14 protein-coding genes and 1 riboswitch are annotated in these 16,732 nt (G+C 65.8%); of the genes, 4 read left to right on the top strand and 10 right to left on the bottom strand.

What is annotated here, in order from left to right:
* Positions 1 to 9 precede the first annotated feature (9 nt).
* Positions 10 to 125, bottom strand: a riboswitch (SAM riboswitch).
* A gap of 250 nt (positions 126 to 375) precedes the next feature.
* The 3 genes from G6R19_RS09820 to G6R19_RS09810 all read left to right on the top strand — a co-directional run bounded on the left by G6R19_RS09820 (position 376) and on the right by G6R19_RS09810 (position 4,681).
* On the top strand, positions 376 to 2,202 hold the full coding sequence (locus G6R19_RS09820) for a S8 family serine peptidase (protein WP_163164371.1): 1,827 nt from the start codon (positions 376 to 378) through the stop codon (positions 2,200 to 2,202).
* Positions 2,203 to 2,306: 104 nt separating this feature from the next.
* Positions 2,307 to 2,945: a VOC family protein gene (locus G6R19_RS09815; RefSeq protein WP_163164370.1), complete on the top strand. Its 639-nt coding sequence runs from the start codon at positions 2,307 to 2,309 to the stop codon at positions 2,943 to 2,945.
* Between the two features lie 170 nt (positions 2,946 to 3,115).
* A complete protein-coding gene (locus G6R19_RS09810; protein WP_163164369.1) occupies positions 3,116 to 4,681 on the top strand; it encodes an HNH endonuclease signature motif containing protein in 1,566 nt (521 codons plus the stop codon).
* A 260-nt stretch (positions 4,682 to 4,941) separates the two neighbouring features.
* Here the strand turns inward: G6R19_RS09810 and G6R19_RS09805 are convergent, their stop codons facing one another.
* The 6 genes from G6R19_RS09805 to tdh all read right to left on the bottom strand — a co-directional run bounded on the left by G6R19_RS09805 (position 4,942) and on the right by tdh (position 11,356).
* Positions 4,942 to 5,721, bottom strand: coding sequence for a CPBP family intramembrane glutamic endopeptidase (locus tag G6R19_RS09805; RefSeq protein ID WP_163164368.1), 780 nt, complete (start codon positions 5,719 to 5,721; stop codon positions 4,942 to 4,944).
* Positions 5,722 to 5,830: 109 nt separating this feature from the next.
* Positions 5,831 to 6,619, bottom strand: coding sequence for a DeoR/GlpR family DNA-binding transcription regulator (locus tag G6R19_RS09800; RefSeq protein ID WP_163164367.1), 789 nt, complete (start codon positions 6,617 to 6,619; stop codon positions 5,831 to 5,833).
* Positions 6,620 to 6,715: 96 nt separating this feature from the next.
* Entirely contained in the window at positions 6,716 to 7,927 is a 1,212-nt protein-coding gene (hutI, locus tag G6R19_RS09795) for an imidazolonepropionase (RefSeq protein WP_163164366.1), read from the bottom strand.
* A gap of 11 nt (positions 7,928 to 7,938) precedes the next feature.
* Positions 7,939 to 9,063: an FAD-dependent oxidoreductase gene (locus G6R19_RS09790; protein ID WP_163164365.1), complete on the bottom strand. Its 1,125-nt coding sequence runs from the start codon at positions 9,061 to 9,063 to the stop codon at positions 7,939 to 7,941.
* Between the two features lie 41 nt (positions 9,064 to 9,104).
* Entirely contained in the window at positions 9,105 to 10,301 is a 1,197-nt protein-coding gene (locus tag G6R19_RS09785; protein ID WP_163164364.1) for a glycine C-acetyltransferase, read from the bottom strand.
* An 8-nt stretch (positions 10,302 to 10,309) separates the two neighbouring features.
* Positions 10,310 to 11,356 carry an L-threonine 3-dehydrogenase gene (gene tdh, locus G6R19_RS09780; protein ID WP_163164363.1) on the bottom strand — a complete coding sequence of 349 codons (1,047 nt, stop codon included), beginning with the start codon at positions 11,354 to 11,356 and terminating at the stop codon, positions 10,310 to 10,312.
* 128 nt (positions 11,357 to 11,484) lie between these two features.
* On the opposite strand from tdh, the gene G6R19_RS09775 reads away from it, so the two are divergent.
* On the top strand, positions 11,485 to 12,396 hold the full coding sequence (locus G6R19_RS09775) for a LysR family transcriptional regulator (RefSeq protein ID WP_163164362.1): 912 nt from the start codon (positions 11,485 to 11,487) through the stop codon (positions 12,394 to 12,396).
* 57 nt (positions 12,397 to 12,453) lie between these two features.
* On the opposite strand, the gene G6R19_RS09770 is transcribed toward G6R19_RS09775, so the two are convergent.
* From G6R19_RS09770 to gatC, 4 genes are all read right to left on the bottom strand, one after another.
* Positions 12,454 to 13,062 carry a DUF5666 domain-containing protein gene (locus tag G6R19_RS09770; RefSeq protein WP_163164361.1) on the bottom strand — a complete coding sequence of 203 codons (609 nt, stop codon included), beginning with the start codon at positions 13,060 to 13,062 and terminating at the stop codon, positions 12,454 to 12,456.
* 206 nt (positions 13,063 to 13,268) lie between these two features.
* The gene (gatB, locus tag G6R19_RS09765; protein WP_163164360.1) at positions 13,269 to 14,777 is read right to left on the bottom strand and encodes an Asp-tRNA(Asn)/Glu-tRNA(Gln) amidotransferase subunit GatB; all 1,509 of its coding nucleotides are present in this window, start codon (positions 14,775 to 14,777) and stop codon (positions 13,269 to 13,271) included.
* Positions 14,777 to 16,333 carry an Asp-tRNA(Asn)/Glu-tRNA(Gln) amidotransferase subunit GatA gene (gene gatA, locus G6R19_RS09760; protein ID WP_163164359.1) on the bottom strand — a complete coding sequence of 519 codons (1,557 nt, stop codon included), beginning with the start codon at positions 16,331 to 16,333 and terminating at the stop codon, positions 14,777 to 14,779. The genes gatB and gatA overlap by 1 nt, the downstream gene beginning before the upstream one ends.
* A 2-nt stretch (positions 16,334 to 16,335) precedes the next feature.
* The gene (gene gatC, locus G6R19_RS09755) at positions 16,336 to 16,632 is read right to left on the bottom strand and encodes an Asp-tRNA(Asn)/Glu-tRNA(Gln) amidotransferase subunit GatC (RefSeq protein ID WP_163164358.1); all 297 of its coding nucleotides are present in this window, start codon (positions 16,630 to 16,632) and stop codon (positions 16,336 to 16,338) included.
* Between the last annotated feature and the right edge of the window lie 100 nt (positions 16,633 to 16,732).

The raw sequence follows: 16,732 nt of genomic DNA, 5'->3' as shown, positions 1-16,732 counted from the left end.
AAGCACCGCGGGCCGCGCTTGCCATCCGGCCATTGCCGGACAACCAGGTCCTCACCCGGGGCACCCCACCGCGGATGGAGGGTTGCCGGCCAGCGAGCCGGGGCTTGGCGCTGGCGCTCATGACCTGAGCTCAGTGTAGGAACTCCACGTGCCCGTCGCCACGAGTGTGACCGGTTGTGACTTCCCGCCCCTGTTGGACGACACTTCCAGACGAGGGTGGAGCACAGGAGGCGCCACATGTTGATTTCCCAAGGTTCCGCAGAAGACGCGCAGGATTGAGCGAAGGTTGACCGTTTGCCGCCCGTCCCCCGTTAGATTTGAGCCGGGAACACGTCACCGCCCCTTTTCTCTTCCACACAAAAGGACCACATTCAGTTGCCCCAATTCCTTCGCCTGGCACGTCGCACCGTGCTGCTCTCCGCCGTCGTCCTCTGCTCAGGCGCGGTGGCAGCCGGCCCCTGGGTGGCTTCCGCAGCGCACGCCGCTCCTTCCGCTGGCGGGGGTGACAGCGGCCGCTACCTTGTCCAGTTCGCTCCGGGCAAGGACGTCGCCGTCGAGGTGACGGCCCTCCGCGCCCAGGGAATCGGCGTCAACAAAACTTTTACCAAGGCAGTGAAGGGCGCTGCCATCGAAGCCAGCCCGGCGCAGGCTGCCGCCCTGCTCCGCTCGGGCCGGGCCGCAGCGGTGGAACCGGACCACGCTGCCACAGTATCCGAGGTGCAGCGCAACGCCCCGTGGGGCCTCGACCGGATCGATCAACAGGCACTGCCGCTGTCCGGTTCCTACACACCTGCCGCCTCCGGCCAGGGCGTCAGCGTATACGTTGTGGACACCGGGATCCTCGCATCTCATGCCGATTTCGGCGGCCGGGTCAGCGCTGGATGGACAGCAAAGGCTGACGGCCTGGGATCAAGCGACTGCAACGGCCACGGCACGCACGTGGCAGGAGTCATCGGCGGCGCCGTCCACGGTGTGGCCAAATCCGCCACCCTTATTCCGGTACGGGCACTCGCATGTGATGGCTCCGGCCTCTATTCGGACATCATCGCAGGGCTCGATTGGGTTGCCGGTCACCACCGCCCTGGCACTCCGGCCGTAGTCAACCTGAGTATCGGCGGACCCACCAGCAGCGTGCTCGATGCAGCAGTCCAGGCCGTCATCACCAACGGCCTCCCGGCCATCGTTTCAGCCGGGAACAACGCCGTGGACGCTTGCACGGCGTCTCCAGCCCGTATGCCCTCCGCCGTCACGGTAGCGGCAAGCGATTCCTCCGACCGGCAGGCCTCCTTCTCAAACTTCGGCAAATGCGTGGACCTCTACGCGCCGGGTGTTGGCATCCTCTCCGCCTGGCACACTTCCGCCACGGCCACGGCGTCACTCGGTGGAACGTCCATGGCTACTCCGCACGTGGCTGGTGCTGCCGCCCTCCTCTTATCCGGCAACCCTCTGTTAACACCCACCCAAGTGACCGATCGGCTCGTCTCGTCCGCCATCGGAGGAACCATTTCAGGAACTGGAAGTGGAACGCCAAACCGTCTGCTGCACACCGCATCAGCTTCAGTCAACAACTTCTCGGTGGGTGGCGCGATCGGGGCCAAGTACAACTCAATGGGTGGACCGGCGTCGCAGCTGGGCGCGGCCACCAGCCAGGAACAAACCGTTCCAGGCGGGGCGCAGCAACAGTTCCAAAATGGGATAATTTTCTGGTCGCCGGCAGGTGGGGCACACCCGCTCTGGGGTGCCATTGAGAAGAAGTGGTACATCGGCCATGACGCGGGCTACCCCATCCGCGACGAGGAGCCTTTGGGCGGCGGAGCCATAGCCCAGCACTTCACGAACGGAACGATGTACTACACACCGCAAATTGGCCTCCACTACATCGGCGCCGGAATCCGGGAGGCTTGGTGGAATAAGGGCGGCCAGACCGGAGTTGCCGGTTACCCGGTGTCCGATGAGAGCCGCTGGCTTGAGGGGGGTGCGGTCCAGGCTTTCCAGGGTGGAACCTTTTATTTCACACCTCAATATGGAACCAGGCTGCTGCAGGGAGCCATCCGCTGGGAATATGAGCGGAGGGGAGGCTACTCCTTCATCGGACGCCCGGTCACCGACGAGTACTCCTTGAATACGTCCACTCGCGCCCAGCGCTTCGAAAACGGCATCATCTACTGGTCTAACGGGAACATATGGACCGAAAGGTTCTGAGTGAAGGCTTGTTGCGGGTGCGAATTTCAGCACGGCTGACATCAAAGAACCCAGTAAGGCTACCCTTAGCTGAGAGCCCGATCACAAAGTGCCAAGATGTTGCCATGCGCATGGATCACGTCTCTTACGCCTGTGAACACGATGGCCTGGCTGCCACCACCGAACGTATTTCGTCTGCCCTCGGCGTTGAGGCAGTGAAGGGCGGGGTACACCCGCGGTTCGGAACCCGCAATATGATCATCCCCCTCGCGGGGCACAAGTACCTCGAAGTCGTCGAGGTCCTGGACCACCCCGCTTCCGACAAGGCTCCCTTCGGACAGGCAGTGCGTGCACGGTCTGCGGCCGGGGGCGGTTGGATGGGCTGGTGCGTGGAGGTTGATGACCTGCTTCCCTTTGAAGAACGGCTCGGTCGCTCCGCCGTCAACGGAAACCGTAAGTTTCCTGACGGCCGCGAACTGGTCTGGAAGCAGATCGGTATCCTGGGGTTGATTGCCGACCCGCAGGTTCCGTACATGCTGAAGTGGGAGGGCGACCCGTCCCTGCACCCCTCCAACGCGTACGAGAGCAACGTCAAGATGAGCTGCCTCACCATAGCCGGCTCTGCAGCACGGGTTACCGAGTGGCTGGGCGAGCCGGTGGAGAAGCCGCTCGAAGATGTTGCCGTGGAGTGGGTGGCACCGCACGGGACCCCCGGAATCCTTTCGGTGACGTTCGAGACCTCCAGTGGAGCTGTCACTATCTAATCCTGCTTCATAGGCCCGGGCAGTCCTGCCCGGGCCCCGGCTGGGCAGGACTGCCCTTCTAAACTTCGGCCGCCATCAGCTTGTGACAACGGCGTCACCTGCCGATGGCGGCCGAATCCATTTCCATCAGCGCTCTCCGGAATGTCGCACCCCCTTGTCATGATTGGTTTATGGGGAAAGCGGCGGTGGCGAAGGCGTTTGAGGACATCGATGCCGCTCTTGCTGTGCTCAATGCCGAAGCGGAGGGGATGGGTTCCGAGCCATTTTCGGAGGCTGATCCGTTAGCCGGCCTTGCCGATGGCTGCCTGGAAATCCTTGCCGGCGGGGCCAGGGTCCAGGCCCGGGTGTCGGGATTATTGGCCAAGGCCACAGGGACATACGCCGACTCTGCGCGCGCCGCTGCGCCGGACGCGCCCGTGCAGGCACAGGAGATGGCGATCGCGGCCGAAATCGGGTGCGTCCTGGCCCTCAGTGACCGGGCCGCCGGCGGGCTGCTGGCCCAGTCCTACGCCCTGACCACTTCCTTGCCCCGGACGCTGGCTGCCCTGCAGGAGGGAACGATCTCCTGGCAGCACGCCAGAGTGATGGTGGATGAGGCCGCCACCCTGGACCCGGCCGGGGCCGCCGCCTTGGAGGCCCATTTCCTGGACCCGGACACACCGAGACCGGCCGCCGCGGCGATGATCGGGGGGATGCCGGCGTACCGGTTCAAAACCAAGGCCAGGACCTGGCGGGAACGCCACCACGCCGAGTCCATCGAAAAACGCCACGCTCAGGGCCTGGCGGACCGGCGGGTGGAATACCGGCCGGATCAGGACGGAATGGCCTGCATCGCAGCCTGCCTGCCCGCTGACCAAGCGTCCGCCATTTGGGATCGGCTCACGGTGGCAGCGCGGCGCTTGCAAGGCCCGGACGAACCCCGGACCCTCACCCAGTTACGAGCGGACCTCTATAGCAACCTGCTCCTCGGTGGGACCACCAGCGGCGGTCACGACGCGGCGGCAGGAACAAATGCCGGCCCGTCGTCGTCGATCCGGGCACAGGTCCTGGTCACCGTGCCCGTGTTCTCGCTGCTGGGCCTCACCGACGAACCGGCGATGCTGGACGGGTCCGGACCCATCCCACCGTCCATGGCACGCAGACTCATCGCCGACGGCGCCGGCTCGTTCTACCGGGTCCTGGTCGATGCGCGGGACGGGGCGCCGTTGGAGATCGGCCGCACCAGCTACCGGCTGACCAAAGCGATGCGGAACTGGCTGCTGCTGCGGGACGGTAAATGCCCGTTCCCCGGCTGCAGCAACATCTCCCTGGACAACGAAGCGGACCACATCCTCGCCTGGCACAAAGGCGGCACCACCGGCATATCCAACCTCGGCCAACCCTGCCCCAAACATCACAAACTCCGCCACATCAGCGGCTGGAAACCAACACCAGCCACCAAAAACGAATCAGCCGGCTGGATCTCACCCACGGGCCGGCACTACAAAAGCGAACACCAGGACTGGGAACCACCCCACTGGCCAGATTCTGCCGTGCCAGAGAGCATCCGCGCCTTTGATGACCTCCTGGAACTATGGCCCCCACCCGATGACCCGTCAGAGCTGTGGCCATTGCTCGATAACCCTTCAGACTTAAGGCCTGCGCGAGATGGTTCCTTCCAAAGGCCGCCGTCCGATGACGTGCAGATCGCACATACCGGGCAGGGGCACAGGGGGCCGGGCGGATCAGCGCTGTGACACGGGATGAACTGCCGTCGACCGAACCCTTACCGCGTCAGCTTGGCTGTGGCAGCTGCCCTGTTTCAACTCGGCTGAGGCAGCTGAGCCGCATCACGCTGGCCTCGGCACCTGGGCCCATCAGGCTGGCCTCGGCACCCGGGCCGCATCACGCTGGCCTCGGCACCCGGGCCGCATCACGCTGGCCTCGGCACCCGGGCCGCATCACGCTGGCCTCGGCACCCGGGCCGCATCACGCTGGCCTCGTCAGCTTGGCCGCCCTACCCCAGCCCCACAGCCTTGCCGAACAGGCTGAAGCCAACGAATGCGACGATGTCCAGCAGTGCATGGGCAATCACCAGGGGCATCACCCGCCGCGTGCGGGTGTACAGCCACGCGAATACGATGCCCATCACCACGTTGCCGATGAATGGACCGAACCCTTGGTACAGGTGGTACGTGCCGCGCAGCAGCGAGCTCACCATGATTGACAGCGGAATGCTCCAGCCGAACTTTCCGAAACGGTTCAGGAGGTAACCCACCACGATGACTTCCTCCACCACGGCATGGCGCATTGCGGACAGGATCAGCACCGGGACCGTCCACCAGTACGCGTCCAAAGCGCTGGGAATGATCGCCGTCGTGATTCCGAGAGCCCTGCCCGCCGCATAAAGGCCAAGGGACGGTATACCAATCAACGCGGCCAGCCCCAGCCCCTGAAGCATGTCCCGCCCAGGCCGCTCGAAGTTGAAACCGAGTTTGCGGAAAGCCGAACCGGCGTTGCTGCCGTCGCCCGAGGAGGCCTGCCGCTGGTCGGTGAGGAAGTAGATCACCAGCAGCACCGGCACCAGCGCAAAGATGATGTCCAGCAGCTGGTACGTCAGGTCGAAGTACTCGCGTGTGCTCTGCGACCGGTTGAGCGTGGAGGTGCCTTCCGCCAGCGGTGCGCGGGTCATCTTGTCCAGGAGCTGCACCACTGAGTACACGGCAGACTGGCCCAAGGACAGGCCCAGGACAATCCAGACTTCTATCCGCAGTCGACGGCGGGAGGGAACCAGCATGTACCCATCTTGCCTGCAGTTTCTGGATCCGGCCTGATTGCCCTGCAGTGTCCGGCCTGCACAGGCGGACCCTCGCGCCGGATGGCTCGAATCCCAGCTACAACCGGATTCAGCCCGCTGCGACGATCACTTCCGTGCCGTTGGCCTCAAACGCCGCCTTGTCGCGCGCCGAGATCCCCGCATCCGTGATCAAGCGGGTGAAGTCGTAACCGTCCATGGTGGCAAAGGCGCGCACCCCAACTTTGGACGAGTCAGCCAGCACGTAGGAGACACGCGCCCGGCTGGCGAGCAAGGCGTTCACCGAGGCCTCCCCCTCCCCCGTATTGGTTGGCCCAACTTCGGGATCGATGCCGTTGACGCCGATGAAGGCGATGTCCAGCACCACCTTCTGCATAATGATGTCCGTGTACGGCCCCACCAGTTCGTACGACCGCGGATTGAGGATCCCGCCGGTGACCATGACTTTGATGTTGGGCCGCACCGCCAACTGTCCGGCGATGTTGATGGCGTTGGTAACCACGGTGAGGGTGGGCTGGTTGGAAGGCGCGTTGAGGTCCTCGCGGGTGGCCAGGATCTGGGCCAGCGCAGTGCTGGTGGTGCCGCCGCAAAGCCCGATTACGGCGCCGGGGGCAATCAATGCAGAGGCCGCCTGGGCAATCTGCTCCTTCGCCTCGGCGTGATCGTCGCGGTTGTACCGGCCAGGCAGGTCGTAGGCCAACGCACCTGTCGTGGCACCACCCCGGGTCCTGGTGAGCAGCCGCCGCTTTGCGAGGCTGTCCAGGTCGCGGCGGGCGGTGGCCGGGGACACGTTGAGGGTGCTGACGATCTCTTCGACCTCCACCTGGCCGGTCCTGGCCAGGAGATCGAGTATGGCCGTCAGCCGGTCAGTGCGGGTCATGCAGGGGCCTCCAGATACTCCCGCCATCGGGTGAGATGACGCTTTCTGATCATAACAGAACCCTAATGATCAACTAACGTCAGTCTGCCGCCGGATTTACCTGGCCCTCCCACCCGCACGCCAAACAGCGTACGTCAGCGGCATGCCCGGACGGTAAGCCAGATGGGTAGCCGACGGCGCATTGAGCAGGTGAAGATCCGCCCGGTGCCCGACGGCAATTGAACCGACCGCGCGTTCGCCATCGGCGTCGTTTCCCTTGTCCTTGCGCAGTGCAAGGGCGCCGCCGTAGGTCGCCGCCCGAACAGCTTCATGGACACTGAGGCCCATCTGCAGCACCGCGGTGGTGACGCAATACGCCATCGAGCTGGTGTAGGACGTGCCAGGGTTGCAGTTGGAGGCCAGCGCCACCTGGACGCCGGCGTCGAGCAGCGCCCGTGCGGGGGCAAGGGGCTGGCGCGTCGAAAGATCACAGGCGGGCAGGCACGTTGCCACAGTCCCCGTCGCACCCGTTCCGGAAGCGGCATCCCACCCGCTCCAGGTTCCGGCCAGGGCGTCAACATCCTCATCCGCGAGGTAATTCACGTGGTCCACGCTCGCAGCTCCGAGTTCGACGGCGAGCTGCACGCCCGGGCCTTCACCCAGCTGGTTTCCGTGGACGCGCAGCCCCAGGCCTGCGTCACGGCAGGCCAGCAGGACCCGCCGGGATTGTTCAGCGTTGAAGGCCCCCTCCTCGCAAAATACGTCGGCCCACTGCACGTACGGCCGGACGGCGGCGAGCATTGGGCCGCACACGAGGTCGGTGTACTCGTCCGCGTCCTGTCCGGCAGGGACCAGGTGCGCACCGAGGTACGTCACCTGATCTGCCACGGTGGAAGCGATGCGAGCGCTCCGGGTCTCATGTTCGAGGTCCAGGCCATAGCCGGTCTTCGTCTCGATGTAGGTGGTTCCCTGCGAAACGGCTTCGTCAATGCGGGACAGCGCCAGGCGGGTGAGGTCGAAATCGGATGTGGCACGGGTGGCGTTCATGGTGACGGCGATACCCCCTGCGGAGTACGACTCCCCCGCCATCCGCGCCTCGAACTCCGCCGTCCGGTCACCAGCGAAGAGCAGGTGCGTATGGGAGTCCACCCAGCCAGGGATCATGGCCCGGCCGCCGGCGTCTACGGCGTCATCGGCAGCGGGAGCCTCCGCAGCGGCGCCGATCCACGAAATCCGCTCCCCCTCCACCACCACCGCAGCGTCCCGCAGGACCCGGCGCTCCAGATCCTGCGTCATCAGCTCGGCGATATTGGTGATCAGCGTACTCATACGACCATTCTTCAGCGCCGGACTGACCAGCGGGTGGCCGCGAGCGCCTGAGCTGTCCGGGATGCCGGACCATCCTCAGCTGCCTGGGCAACATTGCCGGCAGATTCGAGTCCGGCGAGGATTTGCCCAGCCGCGAGCTCCGCCATGGCGGACGATGTCTGGAAGCCATAGCCACCCTGGCCGGCGAGCCAGTAGAAGCCGGGGGCTTCCGCATCGAAGCCGGCCACGGGGACGCCGTCGGCCGCTTCGGTCCGCAACCCGGTCCAGGCTCGGCGGACGTCCGTGATGCCCAACGTGGTCAACTGGTTGAGCCTGGCCACCAGGCGCTCCACGTCTCCCGGGCGGGGCTTGGCATCCTCTGGACCGCTGGGCACCGATTCGGACGGGGAAATCAGCACGTCGTTACCCTCGCGCCGGAAGTAGAACGTGTTATCCGCAGCCGCCACCATGGGGCTTTGCGGCGGCAAGGGACGTTCGACGGCGGCAATGGCCGCGGTGCGCCGGTATGGCTGCAGCCCGAGCTTCTCCACTCCGCTGATCACAGCCAGCTCGTCTGCCCAGGCGCCGGCCGCGTTAACCAGGACGCCGGCTCCGAATGCCTCCATCCCGGCCCCCACCTGCCAGCCGGATCCAAGGCGCTGCGCGGAGTGGACCCGCGCGCCCGTAATGATGTCCACCCCGGCTGCAAGTGCCCGCTGGCGGTGGTCCGCGAGCAGCAGTGGTGCGTTACAGCCAAAGGATCCCGTGTCCAGCCCGGCGGCGGTGAACGACTCCGGGACCAGGGCCGGGCAGAGTTCCAACGCCTCGGCCGGGGTGATGGAGCGCATGTGGCCGCTGGCTTCCGCCGCCACCGCCTCCTCGGTCCCGATCAGCATAAAGCTGCGGGGCGTGAGCACGGGTTCGGGCAGCCCGGCATCGCGGGCTGCGATCAGTTCCAGGGTGCGGACCGTCAGTTCCTGGACCACGGGCGGGCCGTAGCTGGGGATGAGCTGGCGGGCTGAGCGGGAGGAGGTGTGGTACGCCAGCTCCTGCTCAGCCTCCACCAACGCCACGCTGCAGGTGCCCGCCAGCGCCGAAGCCAGGGAAAGCCCGGCAATTCCGCCGCCGACGATCAGGACGTCATAGTGTGCTGCCATGGCACCATCCTTGCAGAGTTAAGGGCGGGCGGTGACTGCCGTCACGCTGCCACCTCGGCACGGCTGGCGACGAAGGCACGCACGCAGGCTTCGACGTCGTCCGCTGAATGCGCAGCCGAAAGCTGCACGCGGATCCTGGCCGCCCCGCGCGGAACCACGGGAAAGCTGAAAGCGGTAACGAAGACGCCGTGCTGCAGCATCCGGTCAGCCACCTTCGCGGCCAGGACGGCGTCGCCGAACATCACCGGGACGATGGCATGCTCGCCGGGGAGGAGGTCGAATCCTTCCTCCGTCATACGGCGACGGAAGAGTGCGGCGTTGTCAAAAAGCGTGCGGCGCAGCTCCGCCGAGTTCTCCACCAGGTCCAGTGCCTTGATGGTGGCGGCGACGATAGCCGGGGCCAGGGAGTTGGAAAAGAGGTAGGGGCGGGCCTTCTGCCGCAGCATGGCCACCACCTCCGCACGGCCGGAGACGTATCCCCCTGATGCCCCGCCCAGTGCCTTGCCGAAGGTCCCGGTATAGATATCCAGCCGCTGCGACACGCCTGCATGCTCGGGTGTGCCTGCGCCGGTTGCGCCCATGAAGCCGACGGCGTGGGAATCGTCCACCATGACAAGGGCGTCGTGCTTCTCGGCGAGGTCGCAGATGGCCTCCAGCGGCGCCAGGTACCCGTCCATCGAGAAGACCCCGTCGGTGACGATGATCTTGCGGCGGGCATCCTTTGCCTCAACGAGCTTCGCCTCGAGGTCAGCCATGTCCTGGTTGGCGTACCGGTAACGCTGCGCTTTGCACAGGCGGATGCCGTCAATGATGGAGGCATGGTTCAGTGCATCGGAAATGACAGCGTCCTCCGGGCCGAACAGGGACTCGAAAACGCCGCCGTTGGCGTCGAAGCAGCTGGAGAACAGGATGGTGTCCTCGGTTCCCAGGAACCGCGAGACGCGGGCTTCGAGCTCCAGGTGCAGGTCCTGGGTGCCGCAGATGAACCGCACGCTGGCCATGCCGAAGCCACGTTCGTCCATGGCCCCCTTCGCTGCGCTGATAATTTCAGGATGGTCCGCCAGGCCCAGGTAGTTGTTGGCGCAGAAGTTCAGCACGTTGGCATCCTGCTGGCCGATGAGGCCTGCGGTGATGTGGCTGGACTGCGGCGAATTGATGCTGCGCTCGGTTTTGAAGAGCCCCGCGGTGCGGATGTCCTCCAGCTCGGTGCTCAGCTGTTCCTTGATCGAGGTGTACATGGTGTTCCTTAGAGTTGGGTCCAGTCGAGGACAACTTTTCCGCCTGCACCGCTGCGGGCCAGGTCGAAGCCTTTTTCCCACTGTGCGGCAGGGAGCGTATCGGTGACGACGGCGGAGATGCCTGCGTGCAGGACGGGATTGGACGACAGCATGGCGCTCATCGCGTACCAGGTCTCGTACATCTCCCGGCCGTAGATGCCCTTGAGCGTGAGCATGTGGGTCACTACTTTGCCCCAGTCGATGGTGATGTCCTGGCTGGGCAGCCCCAGCATGGCGATCCGGCCGCCGTGATTCATGTTGTCGATCATCTCCGGCAGGGCCGTGGGGTGGCCGGACATTTCCATCCCGATGTCGAAACCCTCGCGCATCCCCAGCTCCCGCTGGGCCTCCCGGACGCGGGTGGTGGAGACGTCAATGGCAAGGTCTGCGCCGAGCTGCCGGGCCAGGTCCAGCCTTGGCCGCGAGACGTCCGTGATGGCGATCTTGCGGGCTCCGGCGTGGCGGGCGACTGCGATGGCCATCAGCCCGATGGGGCCGGCACCGGTAATGAGCACGTCCTCCCCCACCAGCGGGAAACTGAGGGCCGTGTGCACGGCATTGCCGAAGGGATCGAAGATGGCGCCGAGCTCGGGGGTAACAGACGGATCGTGATGGACCCAGACGTTGGTTTCCGGGATCACCACGTACTCGGCGAACGCGCCGTCGCGCTGCACGCCCACACTGACGGTGTGGATGCACATTTGGCGTCGACCCGCGCGGCAGTTCCGGCAAATTCCGCAGACCACGTGGCCTTCGCCGGAGACCCGGTCGCCGACTTTGACGTCACGGACGTCCTCGCCGATGTCGACTACTTCACCGTAGAACTCATGGCCGGGGATCAGGGGAGCTTCGATGATCCCCTGCGCCCAGGAATCCCAGGACTGGATGTGGAGGTCGGTGCCGCAGATGCCGGTGGTCATGACCCGGATTTTCACGTCCGCGGGCCCTGCTGCCGGTTCGGGGCGGTCCACCAGCTCGAAGCCGGCCTGTGGGCCGGCCTTGTACAAAGCCTTCATCGGCTTCCTTACTCTTTGTGCGTCGTTGGCAGGTCCTGCCCTCCTCATTACAGCGAGGAAGAAGCTTTAGCACAACAGCGAAGTTCTCAATCGACGATGTAGCCATGGCTAACGCGTAGACTGGGCCCGTGGAGATACACCAGCTTGAAATCCTGCGTGAACTGGGAGCCCTGGGCAGCGTCAAGGCAGTGGCGGAGACCCTGATGGTCACCCCCTCTGCCGTCTCCCAGCAGCTGGCCCTGCTGCAGCGGAAAGTCGATGTTCCGCTCACCCGCAAGGAGGGCCGCAACCTGGTGCTTACCGACGCCGGGCAGGTACTGGCCGACGCCGGAGCCGCCGTGGTCAGCGCGATGGCTGATGCCCGGGACGCCATCGGCAATTACCACGGCTCCGCGGCGGGCCGGGTAACCCTGTGCGGGTTCCACAGCGCGGGACAGGCGGTGTTCGCGCCGCTGGCCAGGATTCTCGATGCCCCCGGCCAGCCGCGGATCGAGCTCTCGGATGAGGACGTCGCCCAGCAGGACTTCCCCGCCCTGACGGCACGCTACGACCTGGTCCTTGCCCACCGGATGGACCACAGCCCGCGGTGGCCTGCGGAGCGGGTGACGGTGATTCCGCTGGCTCACGAACCGCTGGATGTGGCCTTGCCCGCGGGCCACCCCCTTGCCGGGAAAGCGGCCGTGACGGCAGACGACGTCGGCGGCGAGGCGTGGGTGACCAGCCACACCGGTTACTCCCCCGCGGATGTGTTGTCCGCCGTCGCCGCTGTTTCCAGCCGCGAACTGAACATCGTGCACCGGATCAACGACTACTCCACAGTGGCGGCGCTGGTGGCAGCGGGTGGAGTAGTGGGGCTGCTGCCGAGGTACACCGCAGGACCGGTTCTCAACCCGGACATTGTGCTGCGGCCCCTGGAGGGGATCAGCACCCGCCGCCGGATTGACTTGTTGGCGCGGCCCGAGAATCTGAAGCGCCGTTCCGTCATGACAGTCGCCGAAGCACTGCAGGGCATCATGGCGGGGCTGGTGGAGCAGGGCTGACCCAACTGGGTAGCACTAAGTGCCGTTTTGAGCGTCCAAAACGACACTTGCCGCTACCTACTTTGAGTGGCCCTTGCCGTGGCCGTGCCCGCGGCCCATCCCCAGACCCGGTCCGTCGTCGGCACCCTCAAGGATCCGCTCCGCCGTGACCTGATCCCCGCTTTTCACCCCGGAGATCCGGACAACGTCACCCGTGGCGATGTCCGCAATAGACCCCGCTGCCGGCTTGGGCCGCTTGCCGCCGTCGGCCATCCCCGGGGTGCTGTCCGCCGGCGGCACCTGAGCAATTTTCGTTTCGGCGTTCACGGTGTAGGCCTGCGAGTAGCCGTCCTCGCTCTTGACCGTGATGGACGTACCGCTGACGGCCTGCACCGTGCCGCGCTGGCCAAACTCTGTTACGAACGTGCCGTCGGCCTTCTTGACCACGCTTTCCCCGTGCAGGTGCTGCGGGCGCTGGGCTTTGTCCGGCTTGTTGTGCCCCTGAGCTTTGTCCGGCTTGCCGGACCCCTGCGCCTTGTCCGAATTCCCCGGAGCCGATGACGACGGCGGGGACGGCGCGGGCGGGTCGGCGGCCCAGGCGATGGCGACGCCGGTGCCCGTCAGCGCGAGTGCCACCGCGCCTGCAAGCGCGGCCTTGCGGAGTTTCAACGGTTCCCGGATGGACATACCCATACCTCCCACAGCGACGGCAGGGCCTGTTTCCCGTCAAGCGGCGCCCTTGGAGCTTCAGTGTAGGGCCGGGTGCGCCGCCGCACACGAGTACTCCGCGGCAAGTGGAAAGTGAGTACTACTTAAACCACAACCGGGCCGCAGCCAACGCCGCGAGAAAGGAATTTCGCGGCGCTAACTGCGGCCCGGCCGGGGACGACGGGCTAGACGGTGACGCCCAGCTTTTCCAGGATCAGCTCCCGGACACGGGCGGCGTCAGCCTGGCCGCGGGTGGCCTTCATCACGCCGCCCACGATGGCCCCGATGGCCTGGACCTTGCCGCCGCGGATCTTGTCCGCAACATCAGGCTGCGCGGCCAGCGCGGCGTCAATTGCTTCGAGCAGCGGCCCGTCGTCGGAAACCACGGCCAGGCCGCGCTTCTCCACGATCTCCGACGGCGTGCCTTCGCCGGCCAGGACGCCGTCGAGCACCTCCGATGCCATCTTGTTGTTGATCTTGCCTTCTTCCACCATGCGTGCCAGCTCCACGATGGTGGCGGGCTGGACGCCAAGCTGGCCCGGGTCGACGTCGGCATTCTTGGCGCGGCCGACGATCTCACCCATCCACCACTTGCGGGCAACCGAAGCCGAGGCACCGGCGGCGATGGTTTCCTCAATCTCGTCCATCACGCCGGCGTTTACGACGTCCCGGAATTCGAGGTCTGAGTAGCCCCAGTCAGCCTGCAGTCGCTTGCGGCGCGCGGCCGGCGGCTCGGGCAGGGTGGCCCGGAGTTCCTCAACCCACTCCCGCGACGGAACCACGGGAACCAGGTCAGGTTCCGGGAAGTAGCGGTAGTCGTCGGCGTCGGACTTGGCCCGGCCGGACGTGGTGGTGCGGGTGTCCTCGTGCCAGTGGCGGGTCTCCTGGACAACGGGCTCACCGGCGTCCAGGACAGCAGCGTGGCGCTGGATTTCGTAGCGGACGGCGTGTTCCACGGCGCGCAGCGAGTTCACGTTCTTGGTTTCGGAACGGATGCCGAAACGCTCACGGCCGTGGGGGCGAAGCGAGACGTTGGCGTCGCAGCGGACGTTGCCGCGTTCCATCTTCGCGTCGGACACGCCCAGGTTTTTCACGATCTCCCGCACCGCTGCCACGTAGGCCTTGGCGAGTTCCGGGGCACGCGAACCGGCGCCCTCGATGGGCTTGGTGACGATTTCAACAAGCGGCACGCCGGCACGGTTGTAGTCCACCAGCGAGAAGTCGGCACCCTGGATACGGCCCGTAGCGCCGCCCATGTGGGTCAGCTTTCCGGCGTCCTCTTCCATGTGGGCGCGCTCGATCTCCACGCGGAACACGGTGCCGTCGGAGAGTTCGATGTCCAGGTAGCCGTCGTACGCGATGGGTTCGTCGTACTGCGAAGTCTGGAAGTTCTTGGGGGTGTCCGGGTAGAAGTAGTTCTTCCGGGCAAAGCGGCAGGACTCGGCGATCTTGCAGTTGAGCGCGAGGCCGATCTTGATCGAGGACTCGATCGCAGCCTTGTTCACCACCGGCAGCACGCCGGGCATGCCCAGGTCCACCTCGTTCACATTGGTGTTGGGTTCGTCGCCGAAGACGTTGGGGGCGGAGGAGAACATCTTGGTCTTGGTGTTGAGCTCCACGTGGACCTCGAACCCCAGGACGGGATCGTACTTCTCCATGGCCTCTTCGAAGCTCAGGATTGCGTCAGTGTTCATTATTTTGCCTCCTTGGCTTCGACGAGCTCACCCAGTTCCGGGGCCTGGGCCAGCAGCGGGCCGCCCCACTTGGCCTCAAGAAGCGACTCCAGGACGGCGCCCACCCGGTACAGGCGGGCGTCTTCCCGTGCGGGGGCGAGCAGCTGGATGCCCACGGGCAGCCCGTCCTCGTCGGCCAGGCCGCCGGGCAGGGACAGACCCGGGACTCCGGCCAGGTTGGCCGGGATGGTGGCGACGTCGTTGAGGTACATGGCCAGGGGGTCGTCCAGCTTCTCGCCAAGGCGGAAGGCCGTGGTGGGCGCAGTGGGCGAAATGAGGACGTCGGCCACGGTGAAGGCGGCGTCGAAGTCGCGCTGCACGAGCGTGCGCACCTTCTGGGCCGAACCGTAGTAGGCGTCGTAGTAGCCGGCGCTCAGGGCGTAGGTGCCCAGGATGATTCGCCGCTTCACTTCGTCACCGAAGCCGGCGGCGCGGGTGGCGCCCATGACGCGTTCGATGGTCATGGGACCGTCTTCGGGGAGGACGCGCAGGCCGTACCGGACGCCGTCGAACTTGGCGAGGTTTGAGGACGCCTCGGAGGGCATGATCAGGTAGTAGGCGCCCAGGGCGTACTGGAAGTTGGGGCAGGAGACCTCGACGATTTCCGCGCCGGCCTCCTTGAGGAGCTCCAGGGCGTCGTTGAAGCGGTTTTCGACGCCGGCCTGGTAGCCCTCGCCGTGGAGTTCCTTGATGATGCCGATCCGCATGCCCTCAACGTTGCCGGTTTTGGCCGCGGCCACGAGGTCTGCCAGCGGGTCCGGAAGGGAGGTGGAGTCGCGGGGATCGTGCCCGCCGATGACGTCGTGCAGGAGGGCGGAGTCCAGGACCGTCCTTGAAACCGGGCCGATCTGGTCCAGCGAGGATGCCATGGCGATGGCGCCGTAGCGGGACACGCTGCCGTAGGTCGGCTTCACGCCGACGGTGCCGGTAACTGCCCCGGGCTGGCGGATGGACCCGCCGGTGTCGGTGCCGAGTGCGAGGGGTGCTTCGAAGGCCGCGACGGCGGCAGCGGAGCCGCCACCGGAGCCGCCCGGGATCCGGTCAAGGTCCCACGGGTTGCGGGTGGGCCCGTAGGCGGAATGTTCAGTGGAGGAGCCCATGGCGAACTCGTCCAGGTTGGTCTTGCCCAGGATCGGCATCTTCGCGGCGCGCAGGCGTTCCACCACAGTGGCGTCGTAGGGGCTGTGCCAGCCCTCGAGGATTTTGGAGCCGGCCGTGGTGGGCTGGCCCACCGTGACAATGAGGTCCTTGACGGCGATCGGGACGCCGGCCAGGACGTGCAGGGATTCGGCCTCTGCACCGCCGGCAGCACGGATGGCGTCCACCTCGGCGGCGACGGCAAGGGCTTCCTCGGCGTTGACGTGCAGGAAAGCGTTGACGCCCCGTTCCCCGCCGTCAACAGCAGCGATCCGGTCCAGGTACGCCTGGGTGACCTCGACGGAGGTAACCTCGCCGGCGGCCAGCTTTTCGGCCAGCCGGGCGGCGGAGAGGCGGATGAGTTCGTTGTTGTCAGTCATGCTTATGCCTCATCCAGGATTGCCGGGACCTTGAAACGGTTTTCGTCGGAGTCCGGTGCGCCGGAGAGCGCCTGTTCCGCGGTGAAGGTGTGGCCCACAACGTCCTCGCGGAACACGTTGTTCAGCGGGATGGGGTGGGACGTCGCCGGGACGTCGTCACCGGCAGCCTGGCTCACGGACTTGACCGAATCAACGATGACCGCGAGTTCTCCGGCCATCCTGTCCAGCTCTTGGGCACTCATCTCAATGTGAGCGAGCCGCGCGAGATGCGCAACGTCGTCACGGTTGATCGCAGCCATGGATCTCCCCTGCAAAGTTTGAATTGATTTCCGATCCATTCTAGTGGGGAAACGATGATGCCCGTCTGACGGCCCCCAGCGGGCGTCAGACGGGCACCTT

It is taken from the genome of Arthrobacter sp. Alg241-R88, assembly GCF_900537115.1.
Classification (GTDB): domain Bacteria; phylum Actinomycetota; class Actinomycetes; order Actinomycetales; family Micrococcaceae; genus Arthrobacter.
The sequence above is the reverse complement of the archived record's forward strand: the minus strand, read 5'-3'. Positions and strand labels throughout refer to the sequence as shown.